General features: G+C 71.9%; 14 protein-coding genes and 1 pseudogene. 3 read left to right on the top strand and 12 right to left on the bottom strand.

Annotation, left to right across the window (positions count from 1 at the left end; genetic code table 11):
* Nucleotides 1–56 precede the first annotated feature (56 nt).
* Nucleotides 57–875, top strand: coding sequence for an SDR family NAD(P)-dependent oxidoreductase (locus tag Psi02_RS06700; protein WP_203972572.1), 819 nt, complete (start codon nt 57–59; stop codon nt 873–875).
* Here the strand turns inward: Psi02_RS06700 and hpnH are convergent.
* Genes hpnH through shc form a run of 3 tightly spaced genes read right to left on the bottom strand, consistent with a single transcriptional unit; the run spans nt 841 to nt 4,927 of the window.
* Nucleotides 841–1,845, bottom strand: a complete 1,005-nt coding sequence (hpnH, locus tag Psi02_RS06705) for an adenosyl-hopene transferase HpnH (RefSeq protein ID WP_203972573.1) — start codon at nt 1,843–1,845, stop codon at nt 841–843. The two genes, Psi02_RS06700 and hpnH, sit on opposite strands and share 35 nt — an antisense overlap.
* Complete coding sequence (locus tag Psi02_RS06710) at nt 1,845–2,879, bottom strand: phosphorylase family protein (RefSeq protein WP_203972574.1); 1,035 nt, start codon at nt 2,877–2,879, stop codon at nt 1,845–1,847. Before Psi02_RS06710 ends, hpnH begins: the two co-directional genes overlap by 1 nt.
* Nucleotides 2,876–4,927, bottom strand: coding sequence for a squalene--hopene cyclase (shc, locus tag Psi02_RS06715; protein ID WP_203972575.1), 2,052 nt, complete (start codon nt 4,925–4,927; stop codon nt 2,876–2,878). Before shc ends, Psi02_RS06710 begins: the two co-directional genes overlap by 4 nt.
* 122 nt (nt 4,928–5,049) lie before the next feature.
* Here shc and Psi02_RS06720 point away from each other — a divergent pair.
* Nucleotides 5,050–6,240 (top strand): annotated as a pseudogene (locus tag Psi02_RS06720) (RNA-guided endonuclease InsQ/TnpB family protein); the annotation flags it as partial.
* A gap of 39 nt (nt 6,241–6,279) precedes the next feature.
* On the opposite strand, the gene Psi02_RS06725 reads toward Psi02_RS06720, so the two are convergent.
* The 5 genes from Psi02_RS06725 to Psi02_RS06745 all read right to left on the bottom strand — a co-directional run bounded on the left by Psi02_RS06725 (nt 6,280) and on the right by Psi02_RS06745 (nt 11,442).
* Complete coding sequence (locus Psi02_RS06725) at nt 6,280–7,293, bottom strand: polyprenyl synthetase family protein (RefSeq protein ID WP_203972577.1); 1,014 nt, start codon at nt 7,291–7,293, stop codon at nt 6,280–6,282.
* On the bottom strand, nt 7,290–8,615 hold the full coding sequence (hpnE, locus tag Psi02_RS06730) for a hydroxysqualene dehydroxylase HpnE (protein ID WP_203972578.1): 1,326 nt from the start codon (nt 8,613–8,615) through the stop codon (nt 7,290–7,292). The genes Psi02_RS06725 and hpnE overlap by 4 nt, the downstream gene beginning before the upstream one ends.
* Nucleotides 8,612–9,460: a presqualene diphosphate synthase HpnD gene (gene hpnD, locus Psi02_RS06735; RefSeq protein ID WP_203972579.1), complete on the bottom strand. Its 849-nt coding sequence runs from the start codon at nt 9,458–9,460 to the stop codon at nt 8,612–8,614. The genes hpnE and hpnD overlap by 4 nt, the downstream gene beginning before the upstream one ends.
* Before the next feature lie 4 nt (nt 9,461–9,464).
* A complete protein-coding gene (gene hpnC, locus Psi02_RS06740) occupies nt 9,465–10,310 on the bottom strand; it encodes a squalene synthase HpnC (protein WP_239094664.1) in 846 nt (281 codons plus the stop codon).
* Nucleotides 10,311–10,731: 421 nt separating this feature from the next.
* Nucleotides 10,732–11,442 carry a polysaccharide deacetylase family protein gene (locus Psi02_RS06745; RefSeq protein ID WP_203972581.1) on the bottom strand — a complete coding sequence of 237 codons (711 nt, stop codon included), beginning with the start codon at nt 11,440–11,442 and terminating at the stop codon, nt 10,732–10,734.
* A 32-nt stretch (nt 11,443–11,474) separates the two neighbouring features.
* On the opposite strand from Psi02_RS06745, the gene Psi02_RS06750 reads away from it, so the two are divergent.
* The gene (locus Psi02_RS06750; RefSeq protein ID WP_203972582.1) at nt 11,475–12,557 is read left to right on the top strand and encodes an MGDG synthase family glycosyltransferase; all 1,083 of its coding nucleotides are present in this window, start codon (nt 11,475–11,477) and stop codon (nt 12,555–12,557) included.
* Here Psi02_RS06750 and Psi02_RS06755 read toward each other — a convergent pair.
* The 4 genes from Psi02_RS06755 to Psi02_RS06770 form a co-directional block, all read right to left on the bottom strand.
* Complete coding sequence (locus Psi02_RS06755; protein WP_203972583.1) at nt 12,511–13,401, bottom strand: DMT family transporter; 891 nt, start codon at nt 13,399–13,401, stop codon at nt 12,511–12,513. The genes Psi02_RS06750 and Psi02_RS06755 overlap by 47 nt on opposite strands.
* Nucleotides 13,402–13,895: 494 nt before the next feature.
* Entirely contained in the window at nt 13,896–14,726 is an 831-nt protein-coding gene (locus tag Psi02_RS06760) for an ABC transporter permease (RefSeq protein WP_203972584.1), read from the bottom strand.
* Nucleotides 14,686–15,492 carry an ABC transporter ATP-binding protein gene (locus Psi02_RS06765; RefSeq protein WP_203972585.1) on the bottom strand — a complete coding sequence of 269 codons (807 nt, stop codon included), beginning with the start codon at nt 15,490–15,492 and terminating at the stop codon, nt 14,686–14,688. Before Psi02_RS06765 ends, Psi02_RS06760 begins: the two co-directional genes overlap by 41 nt.
* Complete coding sequence (locus tag Psi02_RS06770; protein ID WP_239094665.1) at nt 15,489–15,947, bottom strand: MarR family winged helix-turn-helix transcriptional regulator; 459 nt, start codon at nt 15,945–15,947, stop codon at nt 15,489–15,491. The genes Psi02_RS06765 and Psi02_RS06770 overlap by 4 nt, the downstream gene beginning before the upstream one ends.
* Nucleotides 15,948–15,959 lie beyond the last annotated feature (12 nt).

Raw genomic sequence — 15,959 nt, forward strand, 5'->3', positions numbered from 1 at the left:
CGCGTGACCTGGGTAGACCCTGGACAGGGTCCGCCGAGGAAGCCGGGAGAGCGCACATGAGACTCGCGGGAGCACGCGTGCTCGTCACGGGCGCGTCGTCGGGCATCGGCGCGGCGACCGCGCTGGCGATGGCCGGACGGCACGCGCACCTCGTCCTGGCCGGCCGCGACAGGGGCAGGCTCGCCGCCGTCGCGGCGCGCACGGGCGGTGAGGTCCTCGCCGGCGACCTCCCGGCGGGCGCCGCCCGCCTCGTCGCGGACGCCGGCCCCGTCGACGTGCTGGTGAGCAACGCGGGGGAGGGGTGGTGCGGGCCGTTCACGGAGATGCCGGCAGAGGCGGTCGAGCGCCTCGTGGGCGTCAATCTGGCGGCCCCGATCCACCTGACCCGCCTGCTGCTGCCCGCCATGATCGAGCGGGGCCGCGGGCACCTCGTCTTCGTCGCCTCGATCGCCGGGGCCGTGGGCGTGGGGGAGGAAGCGGTGTACTCCGCGGCGAAGGCCGGGCTCATGGCCTTCGCCGAAGCGCTCAGGTACGAGTTGCGCGGACTGAGGGCGTCCCGCGCCGGCGGACGCGGCGGGGCACCGCGGATCGAGGTGACCGTCGTGGTGCCCGGGGTGGTGGACACGCCGTTCTTCGACCGGCGGGGCGTGCCGTACGGACGCCGCCGCCCCGCGCCGATCCCGCCGGAGCGGGTCGCGCGCGCGGTCGTCGCGGCGGTGGAGCACGGCCGGGCCGAGTGCTACGTCCCCGGCTGGCTCCGCCTGCCCGCCCGGATGCGGGGGGCGTTGCCCGGTCCCTTCCGGGCGCTCGCCGGGCGGACGGCGATGCGGGGACGGCCGGTCAGTCGCCGCGCAGCGCCCGGATCGACTCCTTGAGCGAGCCCAGCGTGGCGAAGACCGCCGTGGGCTCGTAGCCGCAGTGCGCCATGCAGTTGGCGCACCGGGGATCGTGGCCACGGCCGTAGGAATCCCAGTCGGTTTCCTCGACCAGCTCACGATAGGTCTCGGTGTAACCGTCCGACATGAGGTAGCAGGGCCGCTGCCAGCCGAACAGCGAGTAGGACGGGATGGCCCAGGCCGTGCACGGGAAGTCGGTCCTGCCCTCGAGGAAGTCGAGGAACAACGGCGTGTGGTTGAACCGCCACCTGCGGCGGTTGCCGTCGGCGAACGCCTTGTGGAACAGCTCCCTGGTCTCGCGCACGCCGAGGAAGCAGTCCTGGTCGGGAGCCTTCTCGTAGGCGTAGCCCGGAGAGATCATCATCTGGTCGACGTGCAGGTCGTCGTTGAGGTAGTCGAGCACGTCGACGACGGTCCGCGGGCTGTCGGTGTTGAAGAACGTCGTGTTCGTGGTGACGCGGAACCCGCGGCGCTGGCATTCGCGCACGGCCGCGACGGCCTCGTCGAACACGCCCTCCTTGCAGACGGACGCGTCGTGCCGCTCGCGCAGCCCGTCGATGTGCACCGTCCACGCGAAGTACTCCGACGGCGTGAACTGGTCGATCTTCTTGGGGATCAGCAGTGCGTTGGTGCAGAGGTACACGTACTTCTTCCGGTCGACCAACTCCTCCACGAGCTCCCCGATCTGGGGATGCATGAGCGGCTCGCCGCCCGCGATCGACACCATGGGCGCGCCGCATTCTTCGATGGCGGCGACCGCCTGCTCGACGGGCATGCGCTGCTTGAGCACGTCGGCGGGATGCTGGATCTTGCCGCAGCCCGCGCAGGAGAGGTTGCAGGCGAACAGCGGCTCGAGCTCGACCAGCAGCGGGAACCTCCGGCGCCCGCGCAGCTTCTGGCGCAGGATGTAGCCGCTGACGCGCAGGCTCTGACGGATTGGCATGGGCATCAGGGCCAGGCCTCCTTGGGTAGGGCGGTCGCTTCCGCGGTCGCCCGCTGCTTCTCGACCACGAGCGGGCCGAGTCCTTCAAGGGCCGTGAGGACGGCGCTCACGAGCGCGGGCGGGCCTCCTGCCAGCCGGATCGTCCGGGCGCCCGCCAGCCAGCCGAGCGCGACGTCCCCCGGCGCCCCGACGGCGTGCAGGCCACCGGGCTCGTGCGCGTCGGATCGCAGGGGGTGCGGAGGCCTGGCGTCCGGCCTGACCAGGAGCGTCAGGTCGGGCGTGGGACGTGTGCCGGGGTCGCCTTCCATGTCGCCCGTGGGAGCGCCGAGGAGCACCCGGCGCGTGCCGGTCGCGGCGGCCCAGCGCGCCAGGACGGGGCCGAGCCGCGTCAGGACGCGGCGGGCGGCCAGGCCGTGGGCGATGGTCGCGGGGCGGAGCAGGGGCCGGGAGGGGGTGTCGACGACCACCCGCACCACCGCGAACGGCAGCCCGGCGCGAGCGGCGGCGACCGGCCCGCTCTCCATGTCGGCCGCGCGCGCCGGCTCACCTTCCGCGTGATTCGTGTGTGCGCGCTCACCTTCCGCGTGATTTGCGTGGTCCGCGTGCTCTGTCTCCTGTGTGCCGGCCGGCCGGCCCTGCGTGCGTTCGGCGGCCGCCGCCGGCATGCCTTCGCGGGCCGCCCTCCGGCGTGCCCCGCCGGTGACGACACGGCGCGTCGTGACGACAGGCCCGGTCTGTACGGCCAGGCCCGCGCGGGCCAGATCACCGGCGATGAGCGGAGCGGAAGGACAGGGCCAGACCTGTCCGTCGTACCGGACCTCGCTGGCCACGAGCACCTCACCCGGGCTCAGCCCGTCGTCGAGGGCGCCCGCGAAGCCGGTGAGGGCCAGCGGGACGCCGGGCGGCAGCCCCGCTGCGGCGCGCGCCGCGCGCCGGGGTCCCATCCCGAGCCTGATCACCTCGTCGTGGCCGGGAGGGAGGCCGCGGCGGACCGCCCGGGCCTCGATCCCCAGCGCGACGCAGATGAGCGGTCCGGTCATGTGGACGTCACCCGGATCACCCGGAGGCGGTCGCCGTCCTGGTCGCCGTTCCCGTCGCCGTCCCGCTCCTGGTCCCGGTCGCCGTCCCGCTCGCCGTCCTCGCCGTTCCCCCCTGGGTCCCGCTCGTGGTCCTGGGCGCCGTCCCAGCCGTCGTACCGGTCGTCCCGGTCGTCCCGGAGACGCAGGTAGCGCCCGAGCGCGCTGATCGGGAAGACGAGCCGATAGAGGTGGTAGTTGATGTAGAAGTCGCCGGGGAAGCCGGTCCCGGTGAAGAAGTCCTCGTCCCAGGTGCCGTCGGGGCGCTGCTGCTCGACGAGCCAGCGGACGCCCCTCTCCACGGCTCCGTCCGGATCACCGGCCGGCCGGTCGGCGGCCAGCAGCCCGATCAGGGCCCAGGCCGTCTGGGAGGGCGTCGACGTGCCGCGCCCGATCCAGGCGGGGTCGTCGTAGGAGCGCAGGTCCTCACCCCATCCGCCGTCGCCGTTCTGGTGCCGTTCCAGCCAGGCCACGGCCCTCCGCACGCAGGCCGCGTCCCGCCGTACGCCGGCGGCGATGAGGGCGGGCAGCACGGCGCCGGTGCCGTACACATGGTTGGCGCCCCAGCGGCCGAACCACGATCCGTCCGGTTCCTGCGCCTTCAGCAACCACAGGACGGCACGGCGGGCGACGGCCGACCTCGCCTGGCCCTCCGCCGCCAGCGCCTCCACGACATGGGCCGTGACGTCGGCGGTCGGCGGATCGATGACGGCGCCGAAGTCGCAGAAGGGCAGCCTCTTGCACAGCTCCCGGGTGTTGTCAGCGTCGAAGGCGGCGAACCCGCCGTCCCTGGACGCCATGCCCGTCATCCAGCGCATGCCCCTGTCGACGGCCGGGCGCGTGTTCTGATGGGGCACCCGCCTGAGCGCGAGGATGACCTCGGCCGTGTCGTCGATGTCCGGGTAACCGTCGTTGTCGAACTCGAACGCCCAGCCGCCCGGCGCCAGCGACGGCCGCCGCACCGCCCAGTCGCCGGGGCCTTTGACCTCCTCGGCGAGCAGCCAGTCCGCGCCACGCGCCACGGCGGGATGGTCACCGGGCAGTCCCGCGTCGAGCAGGGCGTTCATCGCGAGCGCGGTGTCCCACACCGGAGACTGGCAGGCCTCAAGCCTGCGGCCGGTCTCGTCGCGGATCGTGAACCGGTCGAGCCCCGTGAGGCCCTTCGTCATCACCGGGTGGTCGAGCCGGTAGCCGCACAGGTCGAGCGCCATCAGCGAGTAGACCCAGGGTGGCTGGATGCCGCCCCATGACCCGTCGAGCTCCTGCCTCGCCACGATCCAGTCGGCGGCGCGGCGGATGGCCGCGTGGCGCAGGCCGGGGATCGGCCGCCGCTGGTAGCGGTGGAGGACCCCGTCGAGAGCGGTGAACGCGGCGTCCCAACCGCCACGGGGCCGCCGAGGCGCACGACGGCCGGTGCGCAACTCGGCGAGGTCGACGGGGAGCGGCCGCACCGGGCGACGCGCGCTCACGATCGTCAGCGGCACGATGGTCTGCCTGGCCCAGCACGCCCAGTCGTAGACGTTGAGGGGGAACCACGAGGGCAGGAAGATCATCTCTGGGGGCAGGACCGGCAGGTCGTCCCATGGCCACTGCCCGGCCGTCGCCAGCCAGATGCGGGTGAAGACCCTGCTGGCCTCGATCCCGCCCGCCTGCCGTACGAACTCGGCGGCGGCCTTCATGTGCCGCGCGTCGGCGGGGTCGCCCGCGAGGCGCAGGGCGGTGTACGCCTCGATGGTGGTGGACAGGTCGCCGGGTCCGCCGTGGAAGTTGGCCCACGTTCCGTCGTCCCGCTGCTGGGACCGGATCCAGCGGGCCGCCTCGGACGTCTCCTCCTCCGTGCGGATGCCCAGGAAGTGGCGCAGCAGCAGGTCCTCGGCGTCCATGGTCACGTTCGTCTGAAGCTCGCCCTTCCACCATCCTTCCGGTGCCTGGAGGCCGAGCAGGTGGTCGCAGGCCGCGTCGAGGGCGCGTTCGACGCCGGACGCGGGCGGTGCGGCGGGAGCCGTGGTCATCAAGTCTCCTTGAGTGTGGAGACCCCTGCCTTCAGGCTGGGGAGGAAACGCGGCGCGGTGCCGCACGGAATAATCTCGAACACGCGTTCAGTATTGCCTGGTCGTGGCTTAGGGTGTTGGGCATGTCGCAGATCGTGAAGCGGGCGTTCAAGTTCCGCTTCTACCCGACCCCGGAGCAGGCTGACGAGCTTGCCCGGACGTTCGGCTGCGTCCGCCTCGTCTACAACAAGGCACTTGAAGAGCGGACCCGCGCCTACAGGGTGGAGGGCCGCAGGGTCTCCTACGTGCAGTCGTCGGCCGCGCTGACCGAATGGAAGCGTTCGCGGGAGCTGGCGTTCCTCAACGAGGTGTCCAGCGTTCCGCTTCAGCAGGCGCTGCGTCATCTGCAGGCGGCGTTCGCGAACTTCTTCGCCAAGCGGGCCAGGTATCCGGCGTTCAAGTCGCGTAAGAAGTCCCGGCTGAGCGCCGAATACACCCGCAGCGCGTTCCGCTGGCGGGACGGGCGGTTGTGGTTGGCGAAGATGGACGGCCCGCTGAACATTGTGTGGTCGCGTCAGCTGCCTGAAGGTGCGGAGCCGTCCACGGTAACGGTGTCGAAGGATGCGGCCGGACGCTGGTTCGTGTCCATCCTGTGTGAGGACCGGATTCGGCCGCTCGACCCGACGGCGAACAGGGTCGGTGTGGACGCGGGGGTTACCGCATTGGTCACCTTGTCCACCGGGGAGAAGGTGGCCAACCCTCGGCATGAGCGGGCCGACCGGCGCACGCTGGCCAAGGCCCAGCGGGCACTCGCCCGTAAGGCCAAGGGATCGAACAACCGGGCCAAAGCCCGGCTCAAGGTCGCGAAGGTGTACGCGCGGATCGCCGACCGTCGCCGCGACTTCCTGCACAAGCGGACCACTCGGCTCGTCCGTGAGAACCAAACGGTCGTGATCGAGGACCTCACCGTGCGCAACATGGTGAAGAACCGCACGCTGGCCCGCGCCATCTCGGACGCCTCCTGGCGGGAACTGCGGTCCCTGCTGGAGTACAAAACCGCCTGGTACGGGCGGGAACTGGTCGTGATCGACCGGTGGTTCCCCAGCTCGAAACTGTGCTCGGCGTGCGGCACCCTGCAAGACAGGATGCCGTTGAACGTCCGGGAGTGGGTGTGCGCCTGTGGCGCGGTTCACGACCGGGACGTCAACGCAGCGATCAACATCCTCGCCGCCGGGCTGGTGGAGAGGTGAAACGCCTGTGGAGCTGGTGTAAGACCTCAACGGAAACCTCCCGGCGGGCGACTGGCGATGAAGCAGGAACTCCCACGGGCGACCGTGGGAATCCCCTCCCTTCAGGGAGGGGAGAAGGTCAAGTCAGTGATCCCTGGACGTGATGAAGTGGGCGATGTCGAGGAACTCCGCGCGGACGGCCGCGGGCATGTCCGCCTGCGCGAGGTGGCGCTCGGCGGCGTCGAGCCGGTGTTTGGCCTCGGTCTCCGCCCAGTCCCGGCCGCCCGCCTCGTCGACGAGCCGCGCGGCCTCGCCGAGGTCGGTCTCCGTGAGCGGTCCTGGCCTGGCGAGCAGGGCCGCGAGCGCGTCGCCCGCCGGGGTGCCGCTGGTCAAGGCGGCCACGACGGGCAGGGTTTTCTTGCGGCTGCGCAGATCGGACAGGACCGGCTTCCCCGTCGTCTCCGGGCTGCCCCAGATGCCGAGCAGGTCGTCGACGAGCTGGAACGCCAGTCCCGTCTCCGCCCCGAAGGACGCGAGGGCCGACACGAGCCGGTCCGGCGCGCCCGCCGCGATCGCGCCGATCGAGCAGGCGCACGCGAGCAGCGAGGCGGTCTTGTCCGTGGACATCCGCCGGCACTCCTCCAGGCTCACGTCGTCCCGCCGTTCGAAGTCCAGGTCGAGCGCCTGGCCGGCGATCAGCCGCCGGGTGGCCGCGAGCAGGCGGACGGCGGCTCGCGTCCGCGCCGGATCCGTCTCGCCGAGGATGAGCTCGTTGGCCAGCGCGAGCAGGGCGTCCCCCGCGAGGAGCGCCGCCGATTCGCCGAACACGGTCCACGCCGCGGGGCGGTGCCTCCGAGTCGGGTCGCGGTCCATGACGTCGTCGTGGAGCAGGGAGAACGCGTGCACGAGCTCGACCGCGGCGGCGACCGGCAGGCAGCGCTCCCCGCCGCCGCCCGCCGCGCGCGCGGACAGCACGGCCAGGGCCGGCCGCAGGGCCTTGCCGCCGCCCTCGGTGCGCCGCCCCGAGGCGTCCGTCCACCCCAGGTGGTAGGCGGCGACGCGGGCCGACAGCGGGTCGAGGCGGGCGACGGCGTCGCGCAGCACGGGCTCGACCAGCTCGCGTGCCTCCGACACCGACGGCGGGGTCACTCCTGTCATGGCCTCGCCTCTTTCAGGTGGCGTCTGGCGAGGCCGGCGGCGGTGAGTCCGCTCCGCACGGCGCCCTCCATCGTGTCGGGCCAGCCCGTGGCGGTCCACGCGCCGGCGAGATACAGCCCGGGCAGCAGGGTGGCCGCCCGCGGCCGGAGCGCGCCGCTGCCCGGGCTCTGGCGGAAGGTGGCACGCCGTTCCCTGGTGACGAAGAAATCCTTGATCCTGGCCTCGCGCGCCTGGGGGAGCAGCCGCTCGACCTCCGGGACGAACGCGGCGCGCACCTCGGCGGTCGAGGCGTCGATCCACCGGCGGGCGGCCGAGACGGAGATCGTCAGATACTGCCCCTCACGGACTCCTCCGGCTCGCGTCTTGTCGAAGAACCACTGCACCGGTGAGCCGGTCACCGCGGCGAACGGCAGGTCGGTGACGCGCCTGTCGTAGACGATGTGGACGTTGACGATCGGGCTGGAGTCCAGTGCGCTCCACCGGTCCCGGTCGGGTGCCGCCTCGACGGGGACGAGTTTCGCGGCCTGCTCGTGCGGCGTCGCGACGATGACGGCGGACACCTCGATCCTGGCGCCGTTCACGACGATGGTGGGCCCCGGTTCGATCGCCTCGACCTTCGCCGACAGCCGTACCTCGCCGCCACCGCGCTCGATCGCAGACCTCGCGGCCGTCCCGTGGAGCTCCCGGAGCGGGATGGCGGGGATGCCGATGTCGGCGGCGTCGGCCCGGCCGAGCAGCGCGGTCTGGAAGACCATCGCCGCGGGGCCCAGCGCGGCGTCCTCCGTGTGCATGTTGAGCGCGGCCACGGTGAACAGGTCCCAGAGGTCGCGCCTAGCGGCGTCGCCCTGCCCGTGCGCGGCCAGCCAACTCCCGAGGTCGGTCCGGTCGAGACGCGGATCGGCGGGGTCGAGCCTGCGCAGGGCGAGCGAGCCGCGCATCGCGCGCAGCCGGTCCGCCGGGGCGAGCAGCGAGTACGTCGCGAGAGCGGGCAGCAGGTGGAACGGCCCGGGCAGGGCCGAGCGGCGCAGCCGCCCCGCTCGCCCCTCGGGCGTCAGCACCCGCACGTCGAACCGGTCCTGGATGTGCACGCTCCCGCCATGTCCCAGCCGGTCGAGCAGCCCGCGGTAGGCCGTGCAACAGCGGAGGAAGACGTGCTGGCCGTTGTCGGCGAGCAGGCCGCCCCGCTCGAACGAATGCGTCGCCCCACCGAGCCGGGGGCGTGCCTCGAAGAGGGTCAGCGGGATCCCGGCCTTCGACAGGGCGACGGCCGCGGCGATGCCCGCGAGCCCGCCGCCGACGATCGCGACCCGTGCGCCGGTCACCGGCCGGCCCCGGCGACGGCGCGTGCCGCGACCATCGCCTTCATCCACGGAGCGAGGGACAGCCGCCGGGACAACGCGCCGGCCGGGTCCGCCGCGATGCGGCCGAGCAGCCGGCGGTAGATGCCCGCCATCGCCGCGGTGCAGGCCGCGCTGCGCCGGTCGAGAAGGGGCACCAGGCGCATCCCGTCGTCGTACCAGCCGAGCGCGCGATGGGCCTCGAAGCGCACCAGGTTCGCCAGCCGTTCCGGTGGATCGGTGAACCGGCCCGCGTGGTCGACGCCGAGCGTGCACCCGAACCGGTCGAGGTCCTCGGCGGGCAGGTAGACGCGCCCGGCGAGCCGGTCCTCCGACAGGTCGCGCAGGATGTTCGTCAGCTGGAGCGCCACCCCGAGCGCATCCGCCAGCTTGGGTGCGGCGGGCTCCTCGGATCCGAAGATGCCGAGTGACAGCCGGCCGATCGATCCGGCGACGTGCCTGCAGTACGTCAGCAGGTCGTCGAAGCGTTCGTAGGTCGCGCCCCGGACGTCGGCGGCGCAGCCGTCGATGAGCTCGTGGAACGCGGGGAGCGGGATGGGGTAGCGGCCTGCCGCGTCGTGCAGCGCCACGAGGACGGGGTCGTCGGACGCCGTCGCCCTGAGGGCGGCCCGCGCGGCGGTCAGAGCCGTCAGCCGCTGGTCCACGGGTCCCGTGCTGTCGCCGATGTCGTCGATCCGGCGCGCGAACGCGTACACGGCGCTGAGCGCGCGCCGTTTCTGCGGCGGCAGCAGCAGGATGCCGTAGGCGAAGTTCTGTGCCCTGGCCCGGACGATCTGCTCGCACTGCCGATAGGCGTCGGACGGGTCCACCGGCTCACCTCCCTCTCGCGAGGACGCGCAACCACTCGATCAGCAACCGGTCTCGGTGAGGCCGGATGGTGGTTCCGAGGACGTCGTGCCGGCCGTGCTCCAGCGCCGCGACGGTGGCGCGTCCGCCCGCCACGTAGCCGGCCACGGCCAGCCGGGCGAACCCGTCGAGCGTGCCGACGAGCGGCGCGCCCTCGTCGAGCAGCGCCGCCGCGCGCCGCGTCTCGAACGCGATGACCTGGCGCAGGCACGGCGAGGTCGAGGGCGCGGCCAGGTCGGCCTCGACGCAGCCGAAGCGCCGCAGGTCCTCGCCCGGCACGTAGACGTGACCCCGCGCGAAGTCCTCACCGACGTCCTGGCAGTGCTCGATGACCTGGAGCGCCGAGCAGATGCGGTCGGACAGGCCGAGCCGTTCCGGCACGGCCAGGCCGAAGACGTGCAGCACGATGTGCCCCACGGGGTTGGCTGACAGCTCGCAGGAGGCCAGCAGATCCTCGAAGGTGTCGTACCGCGTGACCGTCTGTTCTCGCCGGTTCGCCTCGACGAGCCGGTGGAAGGGACCTGCGGGGATGGCGCAGGCCTCGATCGTGGGAGCGAGCGCCCGGATGACGGGCAGTCGCGGCTCGCCGCCGTCGTACAGGCGGGTCAGGTCCGCGTCGACGGCGTCGAGAAGGCGGAGGCGGTCGCGTGGCTGACGTGGCTGACGTGGGTCGCCTTGGTCGCCTTGGTCGCCTTCCGAGCCGGCGTCGCCGATGTCGTCGACGCGGCGGGCGAACCCGTAGACCGCGATGAGGTGGCGTCGGTAGCGAGCGGGCAGCAGCCGGGAGGCGACCGGGAAGTTCTCCCGGCGCACCGGCGCCGCATCACAGGCATCGCTGACATCGCCCGCACTCCCAACGTTTCCAACATTGCCGATATTGCTGACATTGCGGACGTTGCGAATGTGGCGGAGAACGCCTCCCCCCGACAACATGACAAGAGGATCTCCCTCGCGATTCACCACAAAACATGGCATGAGCTCGGCAGACTTTACGCACGTGGCCGCTCGGGCAGACGAAATGTTTGATCACGACCGGTGAGGTCGAGGGAATTCAAAATCCTTATTGTCGGGAGAGGTCGGTTAATGGGTGCGCTTTCCCATGCTTTTGCCGTAATGGCGTGAGGTAAAAGCTTGGCGCGCCTGAACGGCCCCGGCTCGTACGGCCAGGCGCGGCCGGGTAGGAGCCCGGCGGAAGTCATCCGGCGCCGAGCCGGAGCCAGTCTCAGTCGCAGTCTCAGTCGACGCCGTGCTCGGCCAGTGGGCCGACGCGCAGTCCCGCGGAGCGGCAGTGATCGACCAGTTGCCCGAGGGCGCCCAGCGCCGAGCGCCACGCGCCCGGGGCCGAGGTGTGGTCGGAGTCGTGCAGCAGGAGCGTCGCCCCGCCGCGCAGGCCGGGGGCCATGCTCGCCAGCACGGAGGCCGGGGTCGCGCGCTCGGTCCAGTCCCGTCCCCACGCGGTCCACAACACGGGGCGCAACCTCCAATACCGGGCCGCGACCAGCGTCTCCGCGCTGAGCACCCCGTACGGTGGGCGATACCAGGCAGGGCGCACGCCCGTGACCGCGCTCACCAGACCGGTCGCCCGGCCCATCTCGGCGGCGACCCGGCCGGGCGGCGTCGTGAGGGCGTTCTGGTGGCGCCAGCCGTGCACGCCGATCTCGTGTCCGGCCTCCGCGATTCGGCGGCCGACATCGGGGTGGCGTTCGAGCATCTCGCCGAGCACGAAGAAGGTCGCGCGGCATCCCAGCCGGTCCAGTTCGCCGAGGAAATATGGCGTGGACCTCGGGTCGGGCCCGTCGTCGAAGGTCAGGGCGACGTGGTCGGGCGCCCCCGCCCCGGCCAGCCCGGGCAGCAGGCGGCGGACGGTGGGCAGCCAGGTCGCGCCGGGGGCGGCGTGCAGCAGGGCCGCACCACCGAGTCCGAGCGCGAGAGCAGCGCGAGTCACCCCCTCAAGTGTTCTCAAGGAAGGCGCTCGTGATGCCAAAGGGGCGAAAAATCCTCATCCTGAGCGCCGCCATGGGGGCCGGGCACGACGGCGTCGCCGCCGAACTCAGCCGACGGCTGGCCGCCGAGGGCGTGGAGGCCGAGGTGGTCGACATCCTGCGGCTGCTCCCGCTGGGCCTGGGATCGTCGTTGCGCCGTGGCTACGGCTGGATGATCCGTTCGGCGCCGTGGTTGTACGCCGCGATCTACAAGATCTTCTTCGTGTCGGAGAGGGCTCCGACGACCTCGCCGCTGACCCTTCTGGCCGCCGGGCCGCTCCGCGAGCTCGTCCGGCTCCGCGCCCCCGAGGCGGTCGTCTCGACGTTTCACCTGGCCGCGCAGGTCACGGGTCACCTGCGCGAACGGGACCGGCTCGCCGTACCGAGCGTGGTCATCGTCACGGACTTCGCCGCGCACCGGTTGTGGCTGCATCCCGGGAACGACAGGTACCTGTGCGGCGACGCCGTGACGGCCCTCGTCGTCGCGGAGGCGACGGGGCGGCCCGCGTTCTGTCACGCCCCGCTCGTCCGGCCCGAGTTCCTGAAGCCGGCTGCCGACATCGCGCGGGCGCGTGAGCGGCTCGGCATCCAGGAGGGCGACCGGCCGGTGCTCGTCTCCGCCGGGGCCTGGGGCGTGGGGCGGGTCGAGGAGACGGCCCGCGTCCTGGCGGCGTCCGGCCGCTATCTTCCCGTCGTCCTCTGCGGGCGGAGCGACCGTCTCCTGCGCCGCCTCCGGGACGCCGGAACGGGGCTGGCCCTCGGCTGGTGCGACGACATGGCCGACGTGTTCGCCGCCGCGTACGCGATGGTGGACAACGCGGCCGGCCTGACCTGCAGGGAGGCGTTCGCCGCCGGGGTGCCGGTCGTGTCCTACCGGCCCATCGCGGGGCACGGGCGCGACGGCGCGCTCGCCATGGCGCGGTCGGGCCTGAGCGTTTACGCGCGGAACGCGGCCGAGCTCATCGGGGCGCTCGACCGCCTCGACGGCACACCCGAGCGCGCCCGGATGATCGCCAGAGGGGCCGCGCTGTTCAGCGCTGCGTCCGCCGAATCTCTTCTGGGTCGTCCACCCGGATGACGTCGTGACCCAGGATGGCGGCCGAGCGCGAGAGCAGCACGCTGCCCAGGAGGATCACGCCGATTCCCACGAGTTCCGGCACCACCCAGGGGCCCGTCCTGATGTCCTCGCCGAATAGGGCCACGCCGTAACCGGTGCTCGCCACCGGATCAGTCACGGTGAGCGCCGGCTGGACGGCGACGAGCGACGAGCGCTGCAGGGCGTTCTGCAGGAGGAAGACGCTGCACAGACCCGTGGCGACCATGGTGTAAAGGGACCACGTGGTCAGCACGGCGGGCGGATTCCTCTCCAGCACGTCGATGGTCCGCTTCATCAGCACCGCGGTGTAGGCGAAGCTGAGCCCGGCCGCGATCCCGAGTGCCACGCCGCGAAGCCCGCTGCCGGCGACCATCCCGACCGCGACCGCCAGTGTCACGAGCCCTGCCGTGACCGCCGCGGAGATCACCCAGCCCAGGAGGCCGGGCAGCCGGTCGGCGTTGGCGGGGGCGGCCGCGATGAGGAAGATGGCGAGGCCCACGGTCAGGGCGCCGACGGCCAGCCACGACTGCCGCCCGAGCCGGATCTTGAACATCCACGCGGCGATGAGCATCGTGACGGGCAACTCCACGACGAGGAGGGGTTGCACGAGCGCGAGCCCGCCGAAGCCGAGCGCGGTCGCCTGGAAGAGGAAGCCGCCGATGAGGGCCAGGATGCCGAGGAGCCACGCCGGGCGCCGGATCAGGTCCCACATCAACGCCAGGCGGAACGCCTCACTCGCCGGGACGGATCGGGCGGCCTTGCGCTGCAGCACGGAGGCGATGGCGTTGCACACCGCCGCCAGAAGTGCGAGAGGAACAGCGATCATGACGTGGCCCCCGGATTCCGCGTCCGCTGAGGGAGCAATACCCCCCGAATGGCTCCCCCCACGAGCAGATACCCCATGACCTGCCCAAACCCCTCCGCCGTGATCATGCACAGGTTCGTGGATGTACGCACTGACCAGCACCGATGCCGAGCGTGATCATGCACGGGTTCGTGGATATGTGCGCCGACCAGCGCGGACGGCGTTCCTGATCATGCAATGTCTCGGGTCGGTTGTACGGCGGCCGTGGGGGATTGTGATCGAGTCGTGGAAGGCGACACCTCGGGATGGGGTGCCGCCCTCCGTGCATGATCACGACGCTCGTTCGAGCAGGTGAGAGGGTATGCCGCCGAATCTATGCATGATCACGATGCGCGTATGCGCAGGTGGGACGGTGTTCTCCCGAAAGTGTGCATGATCACGGCTGGGGTTTGGTCTGGTCGAGGGGCATGATCTCGAACCTGTGCATGATCACGCGGGAAAGGGGGGGTGGGGGGTTAGCCGCGGGCTAGGCGGGGGAGTAGGGCCGAGGCGATGACGATCATGACGATGGCCGACACGAGCAGTACGCCGAAGTCGAGCAGGAGCCTGGCGGAGGTGCCGACCAGCAGTCCCCGCAGGGCCTCGACCTCGTAGCTCAGCGGGTTGATGTGGTTGACCACCTGCAGCCAGCCCGGCATGAGCTGCACGGGGTAGAGCGCGTTCGACGCGAAGAACAGCGGCATCGTGATGGCCTGCCCGATGCCCATGAGCCGGTCCCTGGACAACACCAGGCCGGCGATGGTGATCGACAGGCAGCAGAAGAACGCCGACCCCAGCAGCAGCGCGGCGACCAAAGCGATGATCTTGAGCGGGTTGGTCGCGAGATGCACGCCGAGGATCAGCGCGAGGACGAGCACGACGACGGCCTGGGCCACGGCGCGAACTCCGGCCGCGAACGCCTTGGCCCCGACCAGCGCGATCCGCGGCGTGGGCGTCACCAGCAGCTTGGCGAGCACGCCCGCGTCGCGCTCCCAGATGATCTGGATGCCGTAGAAGATCGCGATGAACAGCGCGGACTGCGCGAGGATGCCGGGAGCCAGGAAGTCCAGGTACGGAGTCGAGCCGGTCGGGATCGCCCGGATCCGGGTGAACACCTGGCCGAACACGAGCAGCCACAGAGCGGGCTGGACGGCCCGGGTGACCAGTTCCGTCCGGTCGTGACGGAGTTTCTGCAACTCGACCAGGCAGGTCGTGGCGATCCGCGAGGCGACGGTGCGGGCCAGGGCGAGTGGTCCGGGTTCGGTCTCAGCCGACGCGGCGGGCGGTGCGACGGGCAGCGCGGACATCGCGCATTCCTCCGTTCTCGTTGTCGCCGATCAGGGCGTTGCCGGTGTGGTGGCGGAAGACGTCGTCGAGGGTGGTGCCGGGTCCGAGGGCGTCCTTCAGTTCGTCGGGGGAGCCCTGTGCGCGGATGCGGCCCCGGTGCATGAGGGCAACGCGCTCGCAGTGCTCGTCGGCCTCCTGCATGGCGTGCGTCGTGACGAGGACGGTCATCCCGGTGGCGGCGCGGATCGAGGCGATCTTGTCCCACACGCCGTCGCGGGCCACGGGGTCGAGCCCGACGGTCGGCTCGTCGAGGATCAGCAGCTGTGGGGCGCTGACCAGGGCCTGGGCCAGCTCCAGCCGGCGGACCATCCCGCCGGAGTAGGTCTTGCTCGGACGGTCGGCCACCTCGGTGAGGTCCATCGCGTCGAGGACGGCCGCGACCTGGTCGGCGCGGCCGACGCGCGGCACGTCGTACAGCCGGGCGAACAGGGCCACGTTCTCCCTGCCCGTCAGCGTCCCGTCAGCGGACAACTGCTGGGGGACGTAGCCGATCAACCGGCGTACGGCGGTCCGCTGCCGCGCGACGTCGCGGCCGAGCACCTGGATCGCGCCGGGCGGTGCGGGAAGGAGCGTGGTGATCATCCGGATCGTCGTGGTCTTGCCGGCTCCGTTCGGCCCGAGCAGGCCGAACACCTCGCCGCGTTCCACCTCCAGGTCGAGTCCGTCGACGGCGACGGTGTCGCCGAACTTCATCCGCAGCCCGACGCAGCGCAGAGCCGGTGTCATGGGAGTTCCTCCGCGAGTTCTGTGAGCAGGTGCCGCAGGGCGGGCAGGGCCGCCGCGACGGTGGCGGCCTCGTCGTCGCTCAGCCGGGCGAAGGCGTCGCCGACGAGCCGGCTGCGGGTGTTGCGCCAGCGGGCGAGCCGGGCGACCGCCGCGTCGGTGAGGAAGAGCCGGGCCGCACGGCGGTCCGCGGGGTCGATCTCCCGGCGCAGGAGCCCGGAGGCGCCGAGTTGGTTCACGAGCGTGCTCACCGAGTTGCCCGCGAGATGCAGGGCCCGCGCTGCCGCCGCGACGCCGATGCCGGGCTCGGTCTCGACCAGTTGCAGCAGCTCCACCTGACCGCCGCGCAGCAGTGGGCCGGGCAACTCGGCACGCAGGCGGCGGCGGACGACACGGCGCAGCGCCAGCGTGACGGCCATCACCTCGTCGGCCGTGGCAGGAGTCCCCATCGGAGTCATAAAGTGAACTAT

The sequence above is a fragment of the Planotetraspora silvatica genome (genome assembly GCF_016863315.1).
GTDB lineage: Bacteria > Actinomycetota > Actinomycetes > Streptosporangiales > Streptosporangiaceae > Planotetraspora > Planotetraspora silvatica.